The sequence below is a fragment of the Salinimonas lutimaris genome (genome assembly GCF_005222225.1).
Lineage (GTDB): Bacteria > Pseudomonadota > Gammaproteobacteria > Enterobacterales > Alteromonadaceae > Alteromonas > Alteromonas lutimaris.
The window spans coordinates 1,202,874-1,222,235 of sequence record NZ_CP036536.1 but is presented as its reverse complement, the minus strand read 5'-3'; the positions used below and the strand labels follow the sequence as shown (position 1 = coordinate 1,222,235).

Below are 19,362 nucleotides of genomic sequence, written 5' to 3'. Positions count from 1 at the left end.
GTCTATTACGTATATTGTAAATGAGATGTGAATTTATCACGCTGACACCGAGGAGAAGCGCATGATTAACCACGTATGGGGTTTGTTTCATCATCCAGACAAAGAATGGCGGTCGATTAACGAAGAACATGAAACTGTGTCGCACCTATACACTCACCATGTATTGGGGATGGCGGCTATACCGGTGGTCAGTTCATTTATTGGTACAACCCAGTTTGGCTGGTCACTGGGCGGCCAGAACGACGATATTCAGGTGTCGCTGGCCACCGGTATCGCTATCGGTATTTGTTTTTATATGCTGATAATACTAGCCGTTGCTGCCGTGGGTAGCCTTATTCACTGGCTAGCCAGAAAATACCCTACCCGTCCCAGCCGTCATGAATGCATTGTGTTTGCCGGCTACGTCGCCACTCCGCTGTTTTTAAGTGGTGTTTTTGCTGTCTACCCCATTATCTGGGTTTGCGCGCTAGCCTGTATTACCGGATTAGTGTATACCGCCTATCTGCTGTATAAGGGCACGCCCAACTTTTTAGGAATCAGCCATAAAGAAGGGTTTATTTTGTCCAGCACCATGCTGGCTGTCGGTGTTCTGGTACTAGAGGCGCTGCTGGTTACGGTGGTGCTGTTGTGGAGCCTGGGCTCTGAACACAGCGTGGTATGGAAATTTATGAGCTAGTGCTTTTAAAGATCTTACGTAAAAAGCGGCCTTAGCCGCTTTTTTTATCTAACCATCCGGCCCGGGATCAAACCGATAAGCGTCTGGCAGCCTTGCGCAAGCGCAAATACGGCGCTGCCCTCCCCGTTTGTCAGTACTCCGCAAAACGTACAAAATGGATTGACGATGCTAGGCTTATGGCCAGGGCATGAGCATTGCAACTTACGTTCGGGCATCAATCTATCAGGCTGAGCGAGTTCAGCCTGGTGTTAAAGTTATTGTGTGAGCAACGAGGTAAATTGGGTAAGGGGCAATGGACGATGATAGTAAAAGCCCTGATGCGAGTGGATGCCCAGTTCATGGCATACCTGAGACTGCTCTGCGGTTTCCACGCCTTCGGCAATAACGCTGATACGCTGTTTGCTCAGCATCAATGCCAGGCCCTCGAGCACGGATTTATGTCCCAGATTGTTATCATTGATAAACTGAATGATGGATTTGTCGACTTTCACAATATCCACTGGGCAATTCAGCAAATGCGACAACGATGAATAGCCAGAACCAAAGTCATCCAGCGCTACCCGAACCCCAATATCTGACAATGCCTGCAACTCAGCCCGGGTAATTTCATCGCTTTGCATCAGCACGGTTTCGGTAATTTCAATGACTAACTGTGCCGGGTTCAGGCCATTTTTCTTAATCACGTGAGCAACAAACAGGGCGAAACCAGCTTCGCTGAGCTGTTTTGGTGACACATTAACAGACAGATAAAAATCAGGTGACACCGCCTGTCTGAAACCAGCAAAGGTATACAGCGCAGTTTCAGTTACCCAGCGCCCGAGCTGCTGAATTAGGCCTGCTTCCTCTGCCACCGGTATAAATTCCTGCGGCTGGCAGGTGGTACTTCCGCTAAACCAGCGAATCAGACATTCTGCCCCGCAAATGGCCTGATTATGCATTATTGGCTGAAAATACAAGCCAAATTCCCGTACCTGCAAGGCATGTCGCAATTCTTGCTCAATATGATATTTGCGTAAAAACGCCTGCTGCATATTGTCTTCAAAAATGCACAGCTTCGCAGTGCTTTCATGCTTTGCCCGATACATCGCAATATCAGCAAAACGCTTGAGTTCCTCCGGTGTTTTTCCGTTTAATGGCGACACCGCAATACCAATACTGCCCTGGCAATAAAGTGTATGACCATCAATGTCAAAAGGATGCTCAAAAATGGTTAAAAACCGGGTTGCAATACTTCTGACATCACACAAAAGCTGAATACTGCCACAGGCAAAGGCAAACTCATCACCGCCCAGGCGGGCAAATAGCTCGTTGGCCCGAACCACTTTTTCCATTCGGGCGGTAACAGCAAGTAAAAGTTTGTCACCCATTTCGTGGCCGAACGAGTCATTCACATGTTTGAACTTATCAAGATCCATCAGCATCACCGCCACCATTTCACCGGCAGAACGCGCATTGTCTTCCAGTAAATGACTCAATGCTTCGTCAAAGTAATAACGATTGTGTAAACCGGTCAGCGGATCCCGCTCGGCCAGACGTTTTACTTTCTGGTAACTGTCAAACAACTCCTGCTCCAGTTCTTTTCGCTTTCGTGACTGCAATATAGAGCGCTTAAGATGCGCTGCTGTCACTTCCTCCTTAAGCAAAAAGTCATGTGCGCCGGCATTAATACATTCCAGTACAATGTCATCCGAAGAATGATTACTGAGCATAATGATGGCAGTGCTCTCCAGAGCCGGCGAATCTTTCAGGCGCAGTATGGTTTCCACGCCTGTAGCACCAGGCAGCTCAAAATCGAGTAAGACCACATCAAATTTTTGATTTTTGATACAAGCCAGCGCATCTACCGCATTATCCACTTCTACAATGCCATTAGTATAAAGCCCCGACGCCAGCGCACGCTTAACAGCCCGCCGGTCGACTACATCATCGTCTACCAGTAATACACTTGTTATTTCGTCCATGTTCCCTGCCCTGCAAAATGTACTACTTTCCAGTAACCCTCAAGGGCTGAAACAATATCCATAAACCCTTCTCCGGCTTCTTCTTTAACAAAATAACCGGCTACGTGATGCTGGTAACTTTGTAGAATATCCTGTTCGTCTTTAGAGGTGGTTAGGATGAATACCACAGTATCACTTATGCGCGCGTCCGAGCGTATTTTGTTTAGTAACTCAAGGCCGCTGAGTTTGGGCATTTGTAAGTCCAGCATAGCTACAAAAGGAAAATCAGGCTTACCTGCCAGTAGCATTTCCAGTGCTTCTTCACCATTTTTGGCCCGCACTATCGGATTGGCAATACGCTGCTTACGAAAGCTGCGCTCAATGGTCATAAAATCCACATCGTCATCTTCCACTACAAACAAGGTGACCTTATCTCTAAAGTTCGTCACAACATAGATCCTTATGTAATACAGGATTTTTAACCGGCCAGTAAATTTCTACCTGAATTCCCTGATGCTCTGGCTCGCAAAGCGCTATTTCGCCCTGATAATACTCAACCACCTTTTTCACCAGAGCCAGCCCCATACCACTGCCTTCCACTTCATCCCTGGGCCGCAATGTATGAAACATTTTAAACACTTTTTGTCGATATTCAGCGGCAACGCCCGGACCATCATCGGTGTAGGTAAGCCGATACCCCTGACGGTAGTAGGTAATATTCAGGGCAATTGAACCGGATGCCTGATGGTGGTGTTTGATGGTATTGCTAAACAGATTCATCAGCACGATTTGCAGTGCTACCCGGGGCAGGCTGACAGTCAGGGAGGGAACCTCAAGCACAAAATGTTGATGCCGGTCGTTCATGGCCAGTATATCAGCGGCAAAATCCGCCAGGCTCAGTGTTTCCTCATCGGCAAGAGAGTTATGTACCTTCGAATAGGTCAGCAAATCATCCAGCAGACTCATCATGCGGCGGGAGCGGCTTTTTATCAGACCAAAGTGCTCCATCGCCTCTGCCGGCAAAGCATGGCCGTGGTCTTCTTCAATCCAGCTGATTAACTTATTGATAGCCTGTAGAGGCGACTTTAAATCATGCGAGGCAACGTAGGCGAACTGGGCCAGATCCGCATTTGATTTTTGTAACTCATCAATCAACTCCTCGCGCTCAGTTTCATCACTGCAGATGGCCAGAATAAAATCTTCACCATTAACGTCAGTAAAGCGTTTCTTCTGAGTGTACAACAAACGTCTGCGACCATCCGGAAAGTGGATGGCTTCATGCGTGTCAACAAAGCCTAACTCAAAAGCGCGTTTATCATCAGCCAGAAAACGTTCTGCTTCTTCCTGCGGATAGTCTTCCACTGTGGTATATCCGATGACTTTGTCTCGTTTGGATTCAGGATACAGCGACAAAAAATGCTTGTTTGCCTTGACCACTTTATAGTCACTGTCTTTAACAAAGAACAGGCCGGGCATGGTATCGATAACTTCATCTAAAAACCGGTTGGTACTGGCCACTTCCCGGTTCGTTCGAATCAGTTCTTCGTCTTTCAGGCGTATTTGCCGGGCTAGTCTTTTATGAAAAATACTTTCGCGAATGGCCTGTTCCAGCTGTCTGGGAGCAAAATCAAACTTAATGAAATAATTGTCAGCCCCTTTTCTCATGGCCTCAACAGCGATGGCTTCACTGCCATCGCGAGTCAGCATAATAGCGGGTATTTCTGACTGGGACAGGGTTAATGCTTCCAGTAAGACCAGTCCATTTTCCTGTGGCAGGGTGTAATCCACCAAAATACAGTCAAACTGAGTATGTGCCAGTAATGGCATGGCCTGGGCGGGGGTATTGGCCTGAGTTATCTCAAAGCCTGTAGTCACTGCGCCCAGCAATTTTTTTACAGTGGCAACATCCTGCTCGTTGGCATCTACCAGCAAAACACGAAAAACCTGCTGATCTGTTCCTTGTTTACTGATTTGTAACGTGCGGGAGATTATCGACTCAGTAATTACCTCGTGCAATGATTCGGCGTCCAACGCATATTTGGCTATGCTTGTGCCGTGTCCGACCGGCTGTTTTTTATCCAAAGGCCCGTCTTCTGTTATAAAGACAACAGGCGCACCGGACAACGCCGACGCCGGCCCTAAGGTATTATCAAATTGGGGAGTAAACGAGTTGTCAAAACAAAGGACTGACGGGGTAATAATACAATCAGGTTGCTGTGCTGGCGTTAACCGGGATACCACCTGATAATTCCACCCAGCAACGTCAGCCAGAATATTATGAATATGTGACACCGTTACCGGGTCAAGCGCAACCAGAAGAACAGTTCGTTGCTGCATGGTTAGTGCTCCTGTTGCCGGCTTGCATCAAGCATCACTACCACCGAATAGCTGACCACTTTCCTTGTTTGTCTCATGCGCCGATCCACTGAAATAAAAAGATTCTCTTGTATCAGCGTAGTAGGCCATCCTGATTATGTAAAAATGAATTAAATTTAACTATTTAAACAAAAGTATAAGGCAAGCGTTTAGCCTAGCGGATATTCACGGTGACTAACTTGTCCAGCAGTTCACTGCATTGCTCACGTAAATGTTCGCGTAACGCACGTACTGCTGGCGTAATAATCTGCCGGCTCGGGCAAATCAGCCACAGCTCTGTAGGAACGGGGGGCGTGTTAAGGCATAGCGCCCTGACTTTGCCTGCCAGTAATTCATCAGCCATATCAAGGGCTGATTTTGTCGCCACGCCGAAACCTGCCACGCACCAGCGCCTCACCATATCCGCATCATTGGCGATGCGATTGCCCTGCACTCTTATTTTTTCGCCAGTCACAAACGTCCATTTGTTGTAGACCACATCATGCAACTGGTATAACAGCGCGTTATGAGCAGGTAAGACTGCCGGGGTCTGCGGCGTACCATAGCGCGCCAGATAGTCATTTGAGGCACATAATACCCGGGGCACATTACACAGCTTAAACCCATACAGGGATGAGTCTTTAGGTGAACCATAGCGAATCGCGATATCAACCGGATCCCGGTAAAAATCGGTATTGCTGTCACTTAAGTGCAGCTTAAGCTTCAATCCCGGGTGCGCCTCCATCAGCGTATCAAGCCAGCCGGCAATCACGTTGCGCCTCAGATCGGAGGGTGCAGCAATGCGCAGCTCATCATTCAGTTCTGTGTCATGGGCTTTAGCACCCTGCCGCACCTGCTCCAGCAACCCCATCGCCTGTTCCAGTTGTGGCAGGTGCGTCTCGCCAGCTGCTGATAAACGTAAATTTCGGGTTGAACGGATAAATAAGGTGACTCCCAGTGTATTTTCCACCCGCTTTACCGCCGCACTGGCCGTGGCAGTTTGCATATCCAGACTTTGCGCCGCCTGCCGGATACTCTTGAACCGGGCGACCTGTAGTACCACCTGCAAGTCATTAAGCAACATAATTATCAAATCTTATTTGTTAGTCATTCAATTATAACCCTGTTTTTCTCAAACAATGGTCCGTCTAGACTACGCACACTTAAAGACAAATCACGAAGGACCCTATCATGAAAGCTATTGGTTATTACGACCGTTTACCCATCAGCGATAAACAAGCCCTGGTAGAAGCCCAGCTTCCACAGCCTGAGGCCACTGGCCGGGATGTACTGGTGAAAGTTAATGCTATTTCGGTTAACCCGGTAGATTTTAAAATTCGCCAAAATGTAGCGCCTGCCGATGAAACATTAAAGGTACTGGGCTGGGATGCTGTGGGTGAAGTGATTGCCTGCGGTGACGCAGTCAGCACTTTTGCTCCCGGCGATACCGTTTTTTATGCCGGTGATTTAAATCGTCAGGGCAGCAATGCACAATATCAACTGGTGGATGAGCGGTTGATTGCACATAAACCCGCGTCATTAAGCGACGCCGAAGCCGCAGCGCTGCCACTCACCTCACTCACCGCCTGGGAGCTGTTATTCGAGCACCTGGAAGTGGGCAAGGATGAGGATAGTAGTCCGGCCACTCTGCTGATTACCGGCGCCTCCGGTGGTGTTGGCAGCATTATGATCCAGCTGGCCAAACTGCTGACCAATGCCACTGTCATTGCGACAGCCTCACGGCCACAAACACAGGCCTGGGTCAAAACACTGGGGGCTGATTATGTGGTGGATCACATTCAGGATCTGGTGAGCCAGATTCGCCAGGCTGGATTTGAGTATGTCACCCATGTAGCCAGTCTCACCCACACCCAGGACTATCTGGATGATTATGTTGAGCTGCTAAAACCGATGGGTAAGCTTGGGCTCACCGATGACCCTGATTATCTTGATGCAATGAAGCTAAAATCCAAAAGCCTGTCATTGCACTGGGAGTTTATGTTTACCCGCTCCATGTTTACCACTGACGACATGCAACAGCAGCATCATATATTACAGCAGGTAGCCCAGCTTATTGATGAAAAGAAACTGCGCACCACAGTGGGACAAAACCTGGGTAAAATCTCAGCAGAAAACCTGCGTGAAGCGCACCGCATTCTGGAGTCAGGGCAGTCTGTGGGTAAACTGGTGTTAGAAGGTTTCTAACCGTCACCGGTTGTTGATGTGATAATACGGCAGCACACTTTGCTATCGCAAAGGGGCTGCCGCCTGTCCGGCTATTGCTCGTTGCTACGTAAAAAACCGGCTGCTTCTTCCTGTTCTTTAAGGGTAATCTTGTGCGGATCATCACCGCTTACGGTAGCCCGGGTCTGTTGATTTACCTGATGAATCACACCCGCACTTTGTAAATCTGCCTCATTGGTAATCGAGGCGATGTTTTCACGCTGTTGCAGAAACTGACGAATCTCTCCCACAATCGCGTTCAGTTCGCTATCGTGACGCGTCATCCCCATTACCAGACGCGGTGACTCTAAATTGCTGGCCCCACTGGTGGCAAACACTGAGCTTTTAATTTTCGATACAATGATCCAGGGCGTGATAGAGCTTCTGACCAGGGTATTTTCAGAGCGGGTAGAGTCATGAATAGACATACCGGTAGAAAACCGGGACTCATTGAATGTGCCCTCTGTTTTCATAAACATCAGCATTGACTCAAACTGTAACTCTCCCCAGTAAAGGTGCGACGCATTATTTAATATTTTGCCGGCCGCAGCAAATGTCAGCCAGGTAAAAAAGAGCACCAGCGCCCCGCTGAATAAATCCAGTACGCGAATAAAATTAGCTTCGGTGATCCGGTTAGTTGAAAAGCCGTTGGTGGAGACCTGTAATACAGAAATAGCTTCTGCCAGCTTTAACGCCATCAGCGCAAATACCAGATACCCCAGCAGTACACATAACTGGGCAGTGAGTGTGGGTAACAGCTTATGTTTGGCCGACACCCCGGCATTGGCATCTTCGGCCAGCACAGGCTGGGTCTCAATCAGCATTTCTCCGTCAAAACTGCCTTTACCGTCTGCCTGCTCTTTGAGCTTAGGATCCAGTTCACGGTAAATCCGGTTGGGAATTTCCTTATACCGCCGATTGGCCAGTACAATATTCTCCAGGTTGATAAAAATCTCATTCGGGTGAACGGACTCCTGCAAATTTTCACGAAATTCGCTTACTTCTGTCTGTGGCGTTACCCCACGCATGCGGCTAAGCAGGCCAGGTAATATCCCTGCGCTAACAATAATCATCGCCAGCGCCAGAATACCCAGATTGGTCCAGCCACTGAACAGGCTGTACTTTTCAATCCAGCCGGCTAACTCCCGGGTACTGACCTGTATCACGGCATCCAGACCAAAGCCGACAAATACTGGCACCAGAATCGACATCACAATTAAACCACTAACAGATAACCCCGAGGCTTTATGCAGCTGAGTATTGTGACGATTATGGATTGCGCTGCCTGCGCTGTACCACAGCCTGACCAGATAAATCAGTAAAAACAATGACAGCACCGGCATTACCAGCAACTGTGCTTTTTCACCCGCCAGCCCGGTGGCAACCACAAAGGACACAATACAAAAAGCAAGTAATGCGGCAATAAAGCTAAGCACCAGCCCACCGAGTTCCTGGGCCAGGTTACGCAGCGGATGAGGCAAAAATGTCAGGTTGGGCAGCAGCGAGTGCAGCAGGCGGGCTACCCAGCCTTTGGGTTCTTCAAAGGTGGTGTTTTTTCGGCCCATGAGCATGGAATGCAGCTGCTCGTCGCTGTAATGGACCGTGTGTTTTTCGTGCTGCGCGGTTTCCTGTTCAGATTTAGCTTTGTTGTAAGCCAGCGACGTGGGTACAGAGCGCCCCACAAAGTAGCGGAATAACTGAAACAGACCAATACCCAGATGTCGGGCTCCGGCGGCAACCAGTACAAATCCTAAAATAGCGTAGGTATAGGCAAAAACCGGCGTGGTTTGGAGCGCGTCGGCCACCAGCAACAACGGCCAGATGCCTGAAGCCAGTAGCAGTGCCCCGGTTACAGACCGGAACCGGCCTTCGGTTTTAAACGGGTTTTTAATACCCAGGGTTTGCGAACCAAAATCGTATGCCATGCATTTTTCCTTAAAATAAACACGCATCGCCAAGCGGCTCGCCATCTGTGGCGCAGTGAGATCCATCTCAACGCTGCAATTTTGCTCTAGTTTACGCTCGCTTTTGTCAGTTAATCAAGCACCAGGAATATAACCGGTTATCCGGTGATATTCCCATTGTTATCAGGTTAGTCGATGGTAACCACCACCTTGCCGGTTGCCTGACCTGAAGTAAGATAATCGTGAGCCTGCCCTACCTGTTCAAGACTGAATACCTTCTCATCCACCACAATACGAAGATGTCCGGCATCAACGATATCTGCCAGAGTAGCCAGAATTTTACCGTGTTCGGCCCGCTGATGATGGTGCAGCATGGGGATCAGCATGAATACTACATGCAGCGATAAGCCTTTAAAGTGCGCCGGACTCAAATCCAGTTCGGTTAACGCCACTGTGGTGGCGATGTGCCCGTTCAGGGCTGCGGCGGCAAACGAGTTAGTCAGATTAGCGCCACCTACCGAATCAAACACCACATCAAACCCGGCTCCGCCGGTGTGTGCGCTGACATAGTCATCGACCTGCTCCTGCCGATAATTAATGGCCGTGGCACCTAATGTTTCAATCAGGCTAAGCTGCTCATCTTTACTGCCGGTAGCATACACTCGGGCGCCAAAGTATCGGGCCAGTTGCAGTGCAATGTGACCAACGCCCCCCGCTCCACCATGCACCAACACCTGCTGACCATGGGAGGCACCGGCCCGCACCAGTCCTTCATAGGCAGTAATGCCAACCAGAGGCAAGGCCGCTGCTTCAATCATAGAAACGGATTTGGGCTTATGAGCAATCAGGTCTGCATCAGCGAGCATAAATTCAGCCAGTGCGCCCTGCAGATCAGCCAGCCCGCCGGCGCATCCGTAAACCTCATCGCCCACCGCAAAGCCTGTGACATCATCGGCGACCTGCTCGACCACACCGGCAAAGTCCATCCCCAGAACCGCAGGTGGCTCGGGCGACAATGGCAGATCGGTACCCATACTACGGATCATTGTATCCACGGTATTTACACTGGTAGCAGCCACTTTCACTATCACATGACCTGCCTGAATTACGGGCTTTTGTATATCCTGCTGTGTAAAAACATCGCTGTTGCCGTATTCGTTCACCACCATCGCTTTCATCAGATCACCCTCTTTATGCTGTGTACATTTATTCAACACTTTAAGTATAAAAAAGCACAGCGAAGATGATAATTGTGTTTTTTACACAATCACTTTAAACAATATTTTGATAATACACTTTGTTTGACTGATTTTGTGGGGCGCAAGAATGTGGCTGTCCGCCAGCACTGGCTAATCATCCAAAACAGACAATAGCCACCGGTTAGATCACTAACACCTTACCGGGGCTGTAAAAACTGACTGATCGGACATGTAACCAGAGCCACGATCACGTAGACTACCAGCCTATATATTGATGACTGTCACTGCCTCGATTCATGATGCAGATTAATACGATACAAGGTCTTAGTACGTGATGAATTTCGGTCCGCTCTGGTGCCGCCCTACCTTGCCCGGCCGCTTGCTGGGTATGCGCTCTGTTGAACTGACTCCTGATGCCCTGCTGATTCACCGGGGTAAACATGTTCACCGCATTGCGCTGGACAGTTTGAACGCCTACCCGCATCAAAAAGAAAACCTGTTCAGCGCCAGGTTGGTGGTGCACGATCAGCAGCAGATCATCACCCTGAGATGGTTATCTAAACCAGCCCTTGCCAGGCTGGTGGCCAAACTTGAGCAGGTATTAACTGACCAGGCACAGCCAGAAACTGAAGCACTGGTCAGGGCAATGCGTGAGCAGGCCGTGGACAATTATCTGAAGGATTCGGTAGCCGAGGAGCTGGCGCCGCGAATTGCCCGGGCAATTAATTTGTATCACCGCACCCTGCCTGAGCATCTGAGTCTGCCCGTATCGGTCACCCGGGGGCTGAATCAGTTACGTCAGATCCATCCGTTATCACAGCATACCGGCCGGTTACGCCGGGCCTGGGAAAATCGTCAGCTTGAACAGCGCAGTGAGTTTCTGGACAACATCGAAACCAACCCGCTCACCGAACAGCAGCGTTTGGCAGTGATCAGGGAAAATGACCGTAACCTGGTGCTGGCCGCCGCCGGTACCGGTAAAACCTCGGTCATGGTGGCCAAGGCGCTCAATCTCATTGATACCGGTCAGGCCCGGCCTGGCCAGATTCTGATTCTGGCCTATAACAGTGCCGCCGCCAAAGAACTTAAAGACCGACTGCAGGAACGCGCTGAACAGACCGAGGTCAGCGCCGGGGAAATTCCGTCTGTGTTTACTTTTCATGCGCTGGGCCGAAGAATTTTGCAGCAGTGCGGCATCAGTCCGGATATTTCGGAACTGGCACTGGACAGCAAAAAGCGAGAAGCCTGGGCCACGGCCTGGTTTACGGATTATCTGCAAAACTCTGATGAGGCATTAAAACAGTTTATTGATATGCAATACCCGGCAGTCAATCCGTTTTCTTTTGCCAGCCGGGCGGAGTATGAACACTACATCCGGGATATCGAATACCGCACACTCAAAGGAGAGGTAGTGCGCGGTTATCAGGAGTTGCTGCTGGCCAACTGGCTATTCATGCATGGTGTGCCTTATGAATATGAAGCCTCGTACATCACGCGGCGCCGGGTGACAGCCGGGTTTGATTACCGGCCGGATTTCTGGCTGCGCGGCACCGATATTTACCTGGATCATTTTGGTACAGATCGTAAAGGCCACACCATGGTGGGCGTGGACGCAAAACAAAATGCCCATGCTATTCATAATATGCGCGAATTACATCGCCATGAAGGTACCCGCCTGCTGGAGACCTACCACTATCAATGGGTGGAAGGAAAGCTCGAGGCTTCGTTGAAAAAACAACTACTGGACGCCGGTGTCAGGCTGAAGCCGCTTGCAGCGCAGGATATTTTTGCTGCCCTGCAAGATAATGGCGGGATTGCCGCAGGAGTGACCCGTTATCTTAATTGTTTGCATGTGATCCGGCAGGAACAGTTAGATGAAGCCGGCATTGTTAAGCGGCTGAATCAGCGCCAGATTGATAATGCGCCGGCTTATGCCAGTCTGCTGCACCGCTTTCAACAAGCTTATACCCAGGCTCTGGCGCAGGAAAATGCCGTGGACTTTGATGATATGATTCTGCGTGCCGGTGAATGTGTTAGCTCCCAGCAGTACACCCCCATGTTCAGTCATATTCTGGTAGATGAGTTTCAGGATATCTCTACCGCCAGAATGAGCCTGCTCAGCGCGCTGCTGGAATACGGTAACAGCCCCACCCTGACCGCCGTGGGTGATGACTGGCAGTCAATTTACCGATTTGCCGGGGGCCGGCTCGAACTGACCACCCACTTTGATGATTATGTAGGCAGCCATTCGCTGACCATTTTGAACAAAACCTTCCGTTATAACAGCAGTATTGCGCATACAGCGGGACGGTTTGTAATGGAAAACCCGGAACAGTATAAAAAAGAAGTGGATACGCAACTGCATGTGCAGCAGTCGCAAGTTTACCTGCTGGATAATTACCCGGATAACACCGTCCCCAATACGCCGGCCCGGGTTAATGAAATTCTGGGACGTATTCGCGAGTACCAGCCGCAGGCATCAGTCGCGATCATGGCCCGCTACAACCGGCCGCTGCATGAGGCCCGGGCAGCCATCAGTGATCATAGCAACTTGCACTTCTGGACTTTTCACTCTGCTAAAGGACTGGAAGCCGACTTTTGCATCATTATTGGGCTGACCCATGGCAATCTGGGTTTTCCCAGTTTGCACAATGGTGATGAAATTGTCGATGCTCTGCTGCCCGATCTGGATGACTTTGCCCATGCCGAAGAGCGACGGTTATTTTATGTTGCCCTGACCCGGGCCAGAAATAAATGCTACCTGATAGCCGACCCCTACGCGCCCTCAGCGTTTCTGGATGAACTGCTGAAACCGGAAATGGCGGTGGAGATCATATCGCCATCGTTCTTATCCAAGTACCGGCAAATCTATAAATGCCCGAACTGCGATACTGGCTTTTTCAAAACCACCCGGGGGCGCTTTGGCAACTACTTTGCCTGCAGCACAGGAATTAGCTGTGATACCCGTCCGCGTACCTGCGCGGAATGCGGCTCGCCATCGGTTGACGGCAAAACTGAATCGGTTTGCAATAACCCTGACTGTGCTACCCACATCAAGCTTTGCCCACAGTGTGGCCGCCCGATGAAGCGGCGCCAGGGGCGCCGGGGAGAATTCTGGGGATGCAGCGGCTATGGGCTTAAATCTGATCCGTGCCGCTACACAGAGGATATTCGTCAACCGGCAAGGTGAGAGTACAAAATCCAGCAACCAACCAGGACCAGGGTAATCCCGCCCAGCGCTTCGGCTTTTTTGCCCACCATGGCACCTAAACGGTGGCCCAGTAACACACCGATAGTGACCATCAGTGTGGTGGCAGCACCAATCATGCCCGCGGCAAGCAGAATATTCACATCTAAAAATGCAAAGCTGACCCCGATGGTCAGCGCATCAATGCTGGTCCCTATGGCGGTCAGCATGGTAGCGGCCAGAGTCTTTTTAGCATCGGCGGGTTCAGCCTCTGCATCGTCATCATCTGTTTCAAAGCTGGCTTTGATCATATGCAGACCAAGGGCGCTTAATAAGCCAAAGGCAATCCAGTGATCCCACTGTTCAATGAACGCCTGACCCGCGGAGCCCAGCAGCCACCCAATTACCGGCGCAATAGCTTCGGTAATACCGAAAATCAGGCCAATTTTGAGCGCGTTAATTAGCCGGGGGGCTTTTAAATTAGTGCCTTTACACAACGATGCCGCAAATGCATCGGTGGACATGGCAAAAGCCAGTAATAAAAGAGTGACGAAACTCATGCTAACTCCGAAGATAATCAAGGGTGCAGAGTATAACGATCACACAGTAATTTCCCAGCCCCATCATCCTGCTATCAGAGCAAATGAACGGTTTTTTCGGGTAGATTAAACATTTTCAACCCATTAGCACGAAACTGGACAAAACCCTCCGTTTTGCGTATCAAAAGCTAACACTTCAATGATAAGCATTTGGAATGATTACCATTAATCAGCTGCAAAAAGCCTACAGCCACAGTAAGCCGGTGATTGATCGGCTCGATTTACAGGTAGAGCCCGGTGCCTCGGTCAGTATTCGCGGTGCTTCGGGCTCTGGCAAGTCTACCCTGCTGTCGCTGATTGCCGGTTTCACAGCCCCTGACGCCGGGCATATCCAGATTGGTCCCTGCACATTGCCATTTTCCAGTGACAAGCAAGGCGATGAATTTCGCAAAAACCAGCTGGGTGTTATTTTTCAAAGCTTCAATTTGCTCGATTGCCTGTCGGTATGGGACAACATTGCCTTTACCGCCCGCCTTAAAGGCAATCATGACAGTGCCTATCAGCAATCATTGATGAAACAACTGGGTATTGCACAACTGGCGGGTCAGTCGGCGGCCAGTTTGTCTGGCGGTGAGCAGCAGCGTGTGGCTATTGCCCGGGCGCTGGTGCACCGTCCCGCGCTGGTCCTGGCGGATGAACCCACCGGCAATCTGGATGAATACACCAGTGAGCAGGTGGCCGAGGCGCTTTACAACGTTTGCCTGGCGCATCAGACCACCCTGGTGGTCGTTACCCATAGTCAGGATGTGGCGTTTATGGCACAGCGTAGCCTGTGGCTGCATCATGGCCGCCTGGTTGACGATAAGGTCAGCCCGGCAGTATGAGACAGTTCCGGTTACTGCTTGGTACATTGCTGGCCATGGCCCGTCACCGGCCCTGGCAACCGCTGCTGATTATTCTGGCTATCTGGGTGGCCAGTGCCGGTTTGTCAGCGGTGCAGCTAATTAACGAAGGTGCACGTCAGGGAGACCTGGCCACAGCCACGCCACCGCTGTTACAGGGCAGCCGGGTTGAGGCGGTGGATAAGACCAGACCACTTAACCGGCAAGACTACGTGACTCTGCGCCGGGCTGGCTTTACCCAATTTATTGCTGTTGTGACCAGCTCTGCCCCGCTGATTTGCCAGGACAGTCAGCAGGCGCGAAGTAACATCACCCTGCTGGGTGTGGATCTGGCGGCGGCCAGCTCCCTGACCTCACTACCGCCGGCTGCCCGTGCCGTAACCTCAGACCAGAACACCCCGGGCGGCGCACCGTCACTGGCCAGTCCGGCCACTCTGGCTGCGCTGGATTGCAACAGCCCACTGCAACGCCGTCGTGCCCTGCCGGTTAAGGCGCCGGTCGCCATGAACGGACTGCCTGCGGATACGCTTGTTATTTCCATCAGTGACTTTTACACCGGTGATATAACACCTGCCACTACCCCGCTCAGCGCCCTGATTCAGTTAGGAGAACTGGATGCACAGCAGCAACAGACCCTTGCAGATATACTGCCTGCTCACCTGCAATATCGTCAGATCACCGCTGTTGAGAACCCTGGTACCCTGAGTGAAAGTTTTCGTCTGAACCTGTGGGCCATGGGTATTCTGATGAGCGTTGTGGCCCTGTTTATTGTGCTCAATGCGCTGATGCTGATGTATCGCGCCCGGCTTAACGATGTGATTCGCCTGCGTCAGTTAGGCGTCAGTAGCCGTTTACTCACCACCGGCCTGCTTGCTGAAATGGCGGTTTACTGTCTGTTAGCCACGCCGACCGGGGTGCTGACTGGCCTGGCTGTCACCCGTCAGCTGACCCCCGTGTTGCAGGCAACATTCTTAAATTTGTTTGATTCGGTTTTTATTGCTCCCTCCCCGCTGCTCGTTAGTTTAATGGGCCAGGCCTTGCTGATCAGCCTGCTGTCGTTAAGCGTTTTTGCGCTGATTCCGGCACGCCAGCTAAGCCAGGCGATCAGCCATCAGGCGATGCGTGACCGCGCATCTTTGCCATGGGCCCGGCACCTGAGCACGCCGCGCCTGACGCTGCTCATTGCTGTTGTCATAGTAGTGAGTCTGCTGCTAAGTAACGACACACTGAGCGCCCTGATAGGGGTGGCGGTTATCTTACTGGGCGGCTGCGCCGTAATTGTATTGTGGCTGGCGCCACTCACCCGACTGCTTAAACGACTAACCCCGACCAGCAAGCCACTGCTAAGCTACACGATCGCCAGCACCGAGGCATTATCCGGCAAAAGCCGGCTGGCGGTGTGTGCCTTTTTTATTGCCCTGAGTGCCAATATTGGCATGAATGTGATGACCGACAGCTTCCGCCAGGCCACTTACCAATGGCTAAGCCAGCGTTTGGTTGCTCCGGTGTATCTTTATACCGAATCATTGCCAGATACCAGCGCCCTGCCCGAAGGGGCCAGCAGCTATCCGGTATATCGCGGACGCTCCACGCTTGATAACCAGCCGGTCACCCTGCGCAGCTACGCCACCAGCGAACAAGCCCGGAACAGTCTGGTACTGACCGCCGCGTCATTGCACAACAAGCAAGCCGCCTGGCAGGCGTTTGTGGCCGGCACCGGGGTGTTTATTAATCAGCAACTGGCCTTACGGCATAACCTGACACCGGGTGACACCCTGGCCCTGCAACCAGTAATTGCAGGCGGACAGACCTTTTCTGAGCCCACGGGAGTCACCAGTATGCTGGTGCTGGGTATTTATCCTGATTATGGCAATCCGGACAGTCAGTACCTGTTGCCTCTGCCGTTGTTTGCGCCAGCCACAGGTTTTGCCGGCGTGACTGCCGTGTATGGGATCACAGCCGCCCAGGCCGATGCCCTGTTTGGTGAGCAGCAATGGTATGCCAGCGACCAGTTGATTACCTTGTCGATGGCCACCTTCGATCGCACCTTTGTGGTGACCGATGCGTTAAATATTGCGACTCTGCTGGTGGCCGGGCTGGCCTTTGCCATTGCGGTCAGTGTACTGACGCTGGATATTCGCCCTCAGCTAAGTGTGCTGCGTGCAATGGGCGTGGGAAAATGGCAGCTTAAGGCTGCCCTGACCGCCCAGTACATGTTGCTGTGTGTGCTGACTGCCGCCGCTGCCCTGCCTTTTGGTTTGCTGCTGGCGTGGGTGTTTATCAATCAGGTTAACCGGTTTGCATTTGCCTGGACCTACCCGCTGCAAATCAGCTGGCCGGTGCTGCTTGGCAGTGTGGCATTCAGTCTGGCCCTTGTACTGTGCGTACTGATACTGCCGCTGGGCCGGCTGCGCGCCAAAGTTGATTTACGTCAGGAGAATACATTGTGAAAATGCCTGTTGTTTGTACCTGGCTGGTGTTGCTCCTGGGTCTGTCCGGATGCAGCGAGCCGGCGCCCAGCCGCAGTATATTTGGCAATACCGACACATCCGATACGGCTACCAGCGCCCGGGTCGCCCGGGACACCCCGGTGTCATTACCCCGGGATCATCAGACGCATCCGGCGTATCAGCTTGAATGGTGGTATCTGACCTTCACCCTGACTGATACAACCGGTGGACGCTATGGTCTGCAATATACCCTGTTCAGATTCAGCAACGGACAGCCTGATAACAGTCACTGGTCAGACGGACAACAGTGGATGGGCCATGCTTCACTGCATACGCTGGACAGGCACTTTTTTGCAGAGCGATTTGCAGCCGGCGGCGTGGGAAATGCCGGGGTAAGCAGTATGCCCTTCAGTGCATTTATTGATGACTGGATCTGGCAGAGCAAGAGCGAGCAGCCTTTTCCCGGCATCCTCAGCGTGAACCTGCAGCAACAAGCCAGCGCGGTCCTGACCATGACGACCAATGGCCCGATGGTGATGCATGGTAATAATGGCTTTAGCGTCAAATCGGCCGATGAAACCTACCGGTCTTACTACTACAGTCAGCCGTTTATCCAGGCCCGCGGCACGCTCACCATTGAAGACAAACAGGTTGAAGTCACGGGCAACGGCTGGTTTGATCATGAATGGACCAGTCAGCTGGCAAATCAGGATGCACTGGGCTGGGACTGGTTTTCCCTGCACCTGGATAATGGCGACAAACTGATGGCGTTTCGCATGCATGTTAATGACCAGCCGCCTTATATCACCGGCTCTTACATTGAGCGTAACGGCCGTGCCAGTACCTTATCTGGCGAGCAAATCAGCCTGCGCCCGGTGAGTACAGCCACTCTTAATAACAGATCGGTACCGGTCCAATGGCAGCTGCGCATTCCTGACCGGCAGATTGATGTGCAAATTGCCCCGTTTAAACCTGATCAGTATAACCAGGCCCGGTTCAGCTACTACGAGGGTATGGTCGATATGACCGGCAGCCATTCCGGACAGGGCTTTATGGAGTTAACGGGCTATTAATACACCGACCAGTTAATGCGCCGGGTCAGAGATGTCAGCGCAGCTACGCCCTGCGTAGAGTTACCCATGGTATTGAGCGCAGGGGAAAACACACAGATAGAAAACCGCCCGGGCACAACCGCGATAATTCCTCCCCCCACACCGCTTTTGCCGGGCAGGCCAACCTGAAATGCAAAGCTGCCGGCTTCGTTATACATGCCGCTGGTAGCCAGCAGTGCATTAACCTGACTGGTCTGGGCGCTGCTTAAAATGCGTTCATCAGAAAACTCACAATAGCCGCGATTGGCCAGAAAGTTACTGGCCTTGGCCAGATCAACACAGGTCATCTCCAGTGCACAGTTATAAAAGTAACTATACAGTACATCTTCCACTTCATTTTCAAAGTTATTAAAGGCTTTCATCAGATATGCACTGGCCGCATTGCGGGCCCGGTGTTCATATTCAGAATCAGCCACCTCGTGGTTTGCACTGATATCGGGATTACCGGACACCCGGCGGATAAAATCCCTGATGGCCAGATGAGGCGAGGCAAACCGTGACTGATTCATATCACTGATGGCCAGTGCACCGGCATTGATAAACGGATTGCGAGGTATGCCATTTTCATATTCCAGCTGCACCAGAGAATTAAACGGCAACCCCGAGGGCTCACAGCCGACCCGCTGCCATAGCCCTTCACCGTAATGATTCATTGCCAGCACCAGGTTAAATACCTTGGAAATACTCTGAATTGAAAACGGCGTGGCAGCATCACCTACACTGCAGGTGCGCCCGTTATTGTCGCAAATGGCAATGCCAAACTGATCAGGCGGAACACAGGCCAGTGCCGGTATGTAGTCGGCAACTTTCCCCTGCCCCATCAAGGGTAAGACTTCTCGGTAAATATCATCCAGCAAAGACTGCATCGCGTGCAT

14 protein-coding genes are annotated in these 19,362 nt (G+C 51.3%); 6 read left to right on the top strand and 8 right to left on the bottom strand.

Features of this window, described 5'->3' with window-relative positions:
* Positions 1–61: 61 nt before the first annotated feature.
* Complete coding sequence (locus EZV72_RS05165) at positions 62–676, top strand: Yip1 family protein (RefSeq protein ID WP_137166236.1); 615 nt, start codon at positions 62–64, stop codon at positions 674–676.
* A gap of 254 nt (positions 677–930) precedes the next feature.
* On the opposite strand, the gene EZV72_RS05160 is transcribed toward EZV72_RS05165, so the two are convergent.
* From EZV72_RS05160 to EZV72_RS05145, 4 genes are all read right to left on the bottom strand, one after another.
* On the bottom strand, positions 931–2,637 hold the full coding sequence (locus EZV72_RS05160; RefSeq protein ID WP_137166235.1) for a putative bifunctional diguanylate cyclase/phosphodiesterase: 1,707 nt from the start codon (positions 2,635–2,637) through the stop codon (positions 931–933).
* Entirely contained in the window at positions 2,625–3,065 is a 441-nt protein-coding gene (locus EZV72_RS05155; RefSeq protein WP_137166234.1) for a response regulator, read from the bottom strand. Before EZV72_RS05155 ends, EZV72_RS05160 begins: the two co-directional genes overlap by 13 nt.
* Positions 3,052–4,953 carry a sensor histidine kinase gene (locus EZV72_RS05150; protein WP_137166233.1) on the bottom strand — a complete coding sequence of 634 codons (1,902 nt, stop codon included), beginning with the start codon at positions 4,951–4,953 and terminating at the stop codon, positions 3,052–3,054. The genes EZV72_RS05155 and EZV72_RS05150 overlap by 14 nt, the downstream gene beginning before the upstream one ends.
* A 193-nt stretch (positions 4,954–5,146) precedes the next feature.
* Entirely contained in the window at positions 5,147–6,055 is a 909-nt protein-coding gene (locus EZV72_RS05145; protein WP_137166232.1) for a LysR family transcriptional regulator, read from the bottom strand.
* Positions 6,056–6,162: 107 nt separating this feature from the next.
* Between EZV72_RS05145 and EZV72_RS05140 the strand changes: the two genes are divergently transcribed.
* The gene (locus EZV72_RS05140) at positions 6,163–7,176 is read left to right on the top strand and encodes a zinc-binding alcohol dehydrogenase family protein (RefSeq protein ID WP_137166231.1); all 1,014 of its coding nucleotides are present in this window, start codon (positions 6,163–6,165) and stop codon (positions 7,174–7,176) included.
* 71 nt (positions 7,177–7,247) lie between these two features.
* Here EZV72_RS05140 and EZV72_RS05135 read toward each other — a convergent pair whose 3' ends face one another.
* Positions 7,248–9,119, bottom strand: a complete 1,872-nt coding sequence (locus EZV72_RS05135; RefSeq protein WP_137166230.1) for a hypothetical protein — start codon at positions 9,117–9,119, stop codon at positions 7,248–7,250.
* A 167-nt stretch (positions 9,120–9,286) separates the two neighbouring features.
* Positions 9,287–10,276 carry a zinc-dependent alcohol dehydrogenase family protein gene (locus EZV72_RS05130; protein WP_137166229.1) on the bottom strand — a complete coding sequence of 330 codons (990 nt, stop codon included), beginning with the start codon at positions 10,274–10,276 and terminating at the stop codon, positions 9,287–9,289.
* Between the two features lie 355 nt (positions 10,277–10,631).
* Here EZV72_RS05130 and EZV72_RS05125 point away from each other — a divergent pair, with 355 nt between their 5' ends.
* Positions 10,632–13,487, top strand: a complete 2,856-nt coding sequence (locus EZV72_RS05125; protein WP_232364554.1) for a UvrD-helicase domain-containing protein — start codon at positions 10,632–10,634, stop codon at positions 13,485–13,487.
* On the opposite strand, the gene EZV72_RS05120 is transcribed toward EZV72_RS05125, so the two are convergent.
* The gene (locus tag EZV72_RS05120; protein WP_137166227.1) at positions 13,472–14,044 is read right to left on the bottom strand and encodes a manganese efflux pump MntP; all 573 of its coding nucleotides are present in this window, start codon (positions 14,042–14,044) and stop codon (positions 13,472–13,474) included. The genes EZV72_RS05125 and EZV72_RS05120 overlap by 16 nt on opposite strands.
* Positions 14,045–14,238: 194 nt before the next feature.
* Between EZV72_RS05120 and EZV72_RS05115 the strand changes: the two genes are divergently transcribed.
* Genes EZV72_RS05115 through EZV72_RS05105 form a run of 3 tightly spaced genes read left to right on the top strand, consistent with a single transcriptional unit; the run spans position 14,239 to position 18,448 of the window.
* Entirely contained in the window at positions 14,239–14,907 is a 669-nt protein-coding gene (locus EZV72_RS05115; RefSeq protein WP_137166226.1) for an ABC transporter ATP-binding protein, read from the top strand.
* Positions 14,904–17,375 (top strand): FtsX-like permease family protein, encoded by a 2,472-nt coding sequence (locus EZV72_RS05110; RefSeq protein WP_137166225.1) that lies wholly within the window; start codon positions 14,904–14,906, stop codon positions 17,373–17,375. Before EZV72_RS05115 ends, EZV72_RS05110 begins: the two co-directional genes overlap by 4 nt.
* Positions 17,376–17,377: 2 nt before the next feature.
* Positions 17,378–18,448, top strand: a complete 1,071-nt coding sequence (locus EZV72_RS05105; RefSeq protein WP_232364553.1) for a lipocalin-like domain-containing protein — start codon at positions 17,378–17,380, stop codon at positions 18,446–18,448.
* Here the strand turns inward: EZV72_RS05105 and glsB are convergent.
* Positions 18,445–19,353 carry a glutaminase B gene (gene glsB, locus EZV72_RS05100; protein ID WP_137168666.1) on the bottom strand — a complete coding sequence of 303 codons (909 nt, stop codon included), beginning with the start codon at positions 19,351–19,353 and terminating at the stop codon, positions 18,445–18,447. The genes EZV72_RS05105 and glsB overlap by 4 nt on opposite strands.
* Between the last annotated feature and the right edge of the window lie 9 nt (positions 19,354–19,362).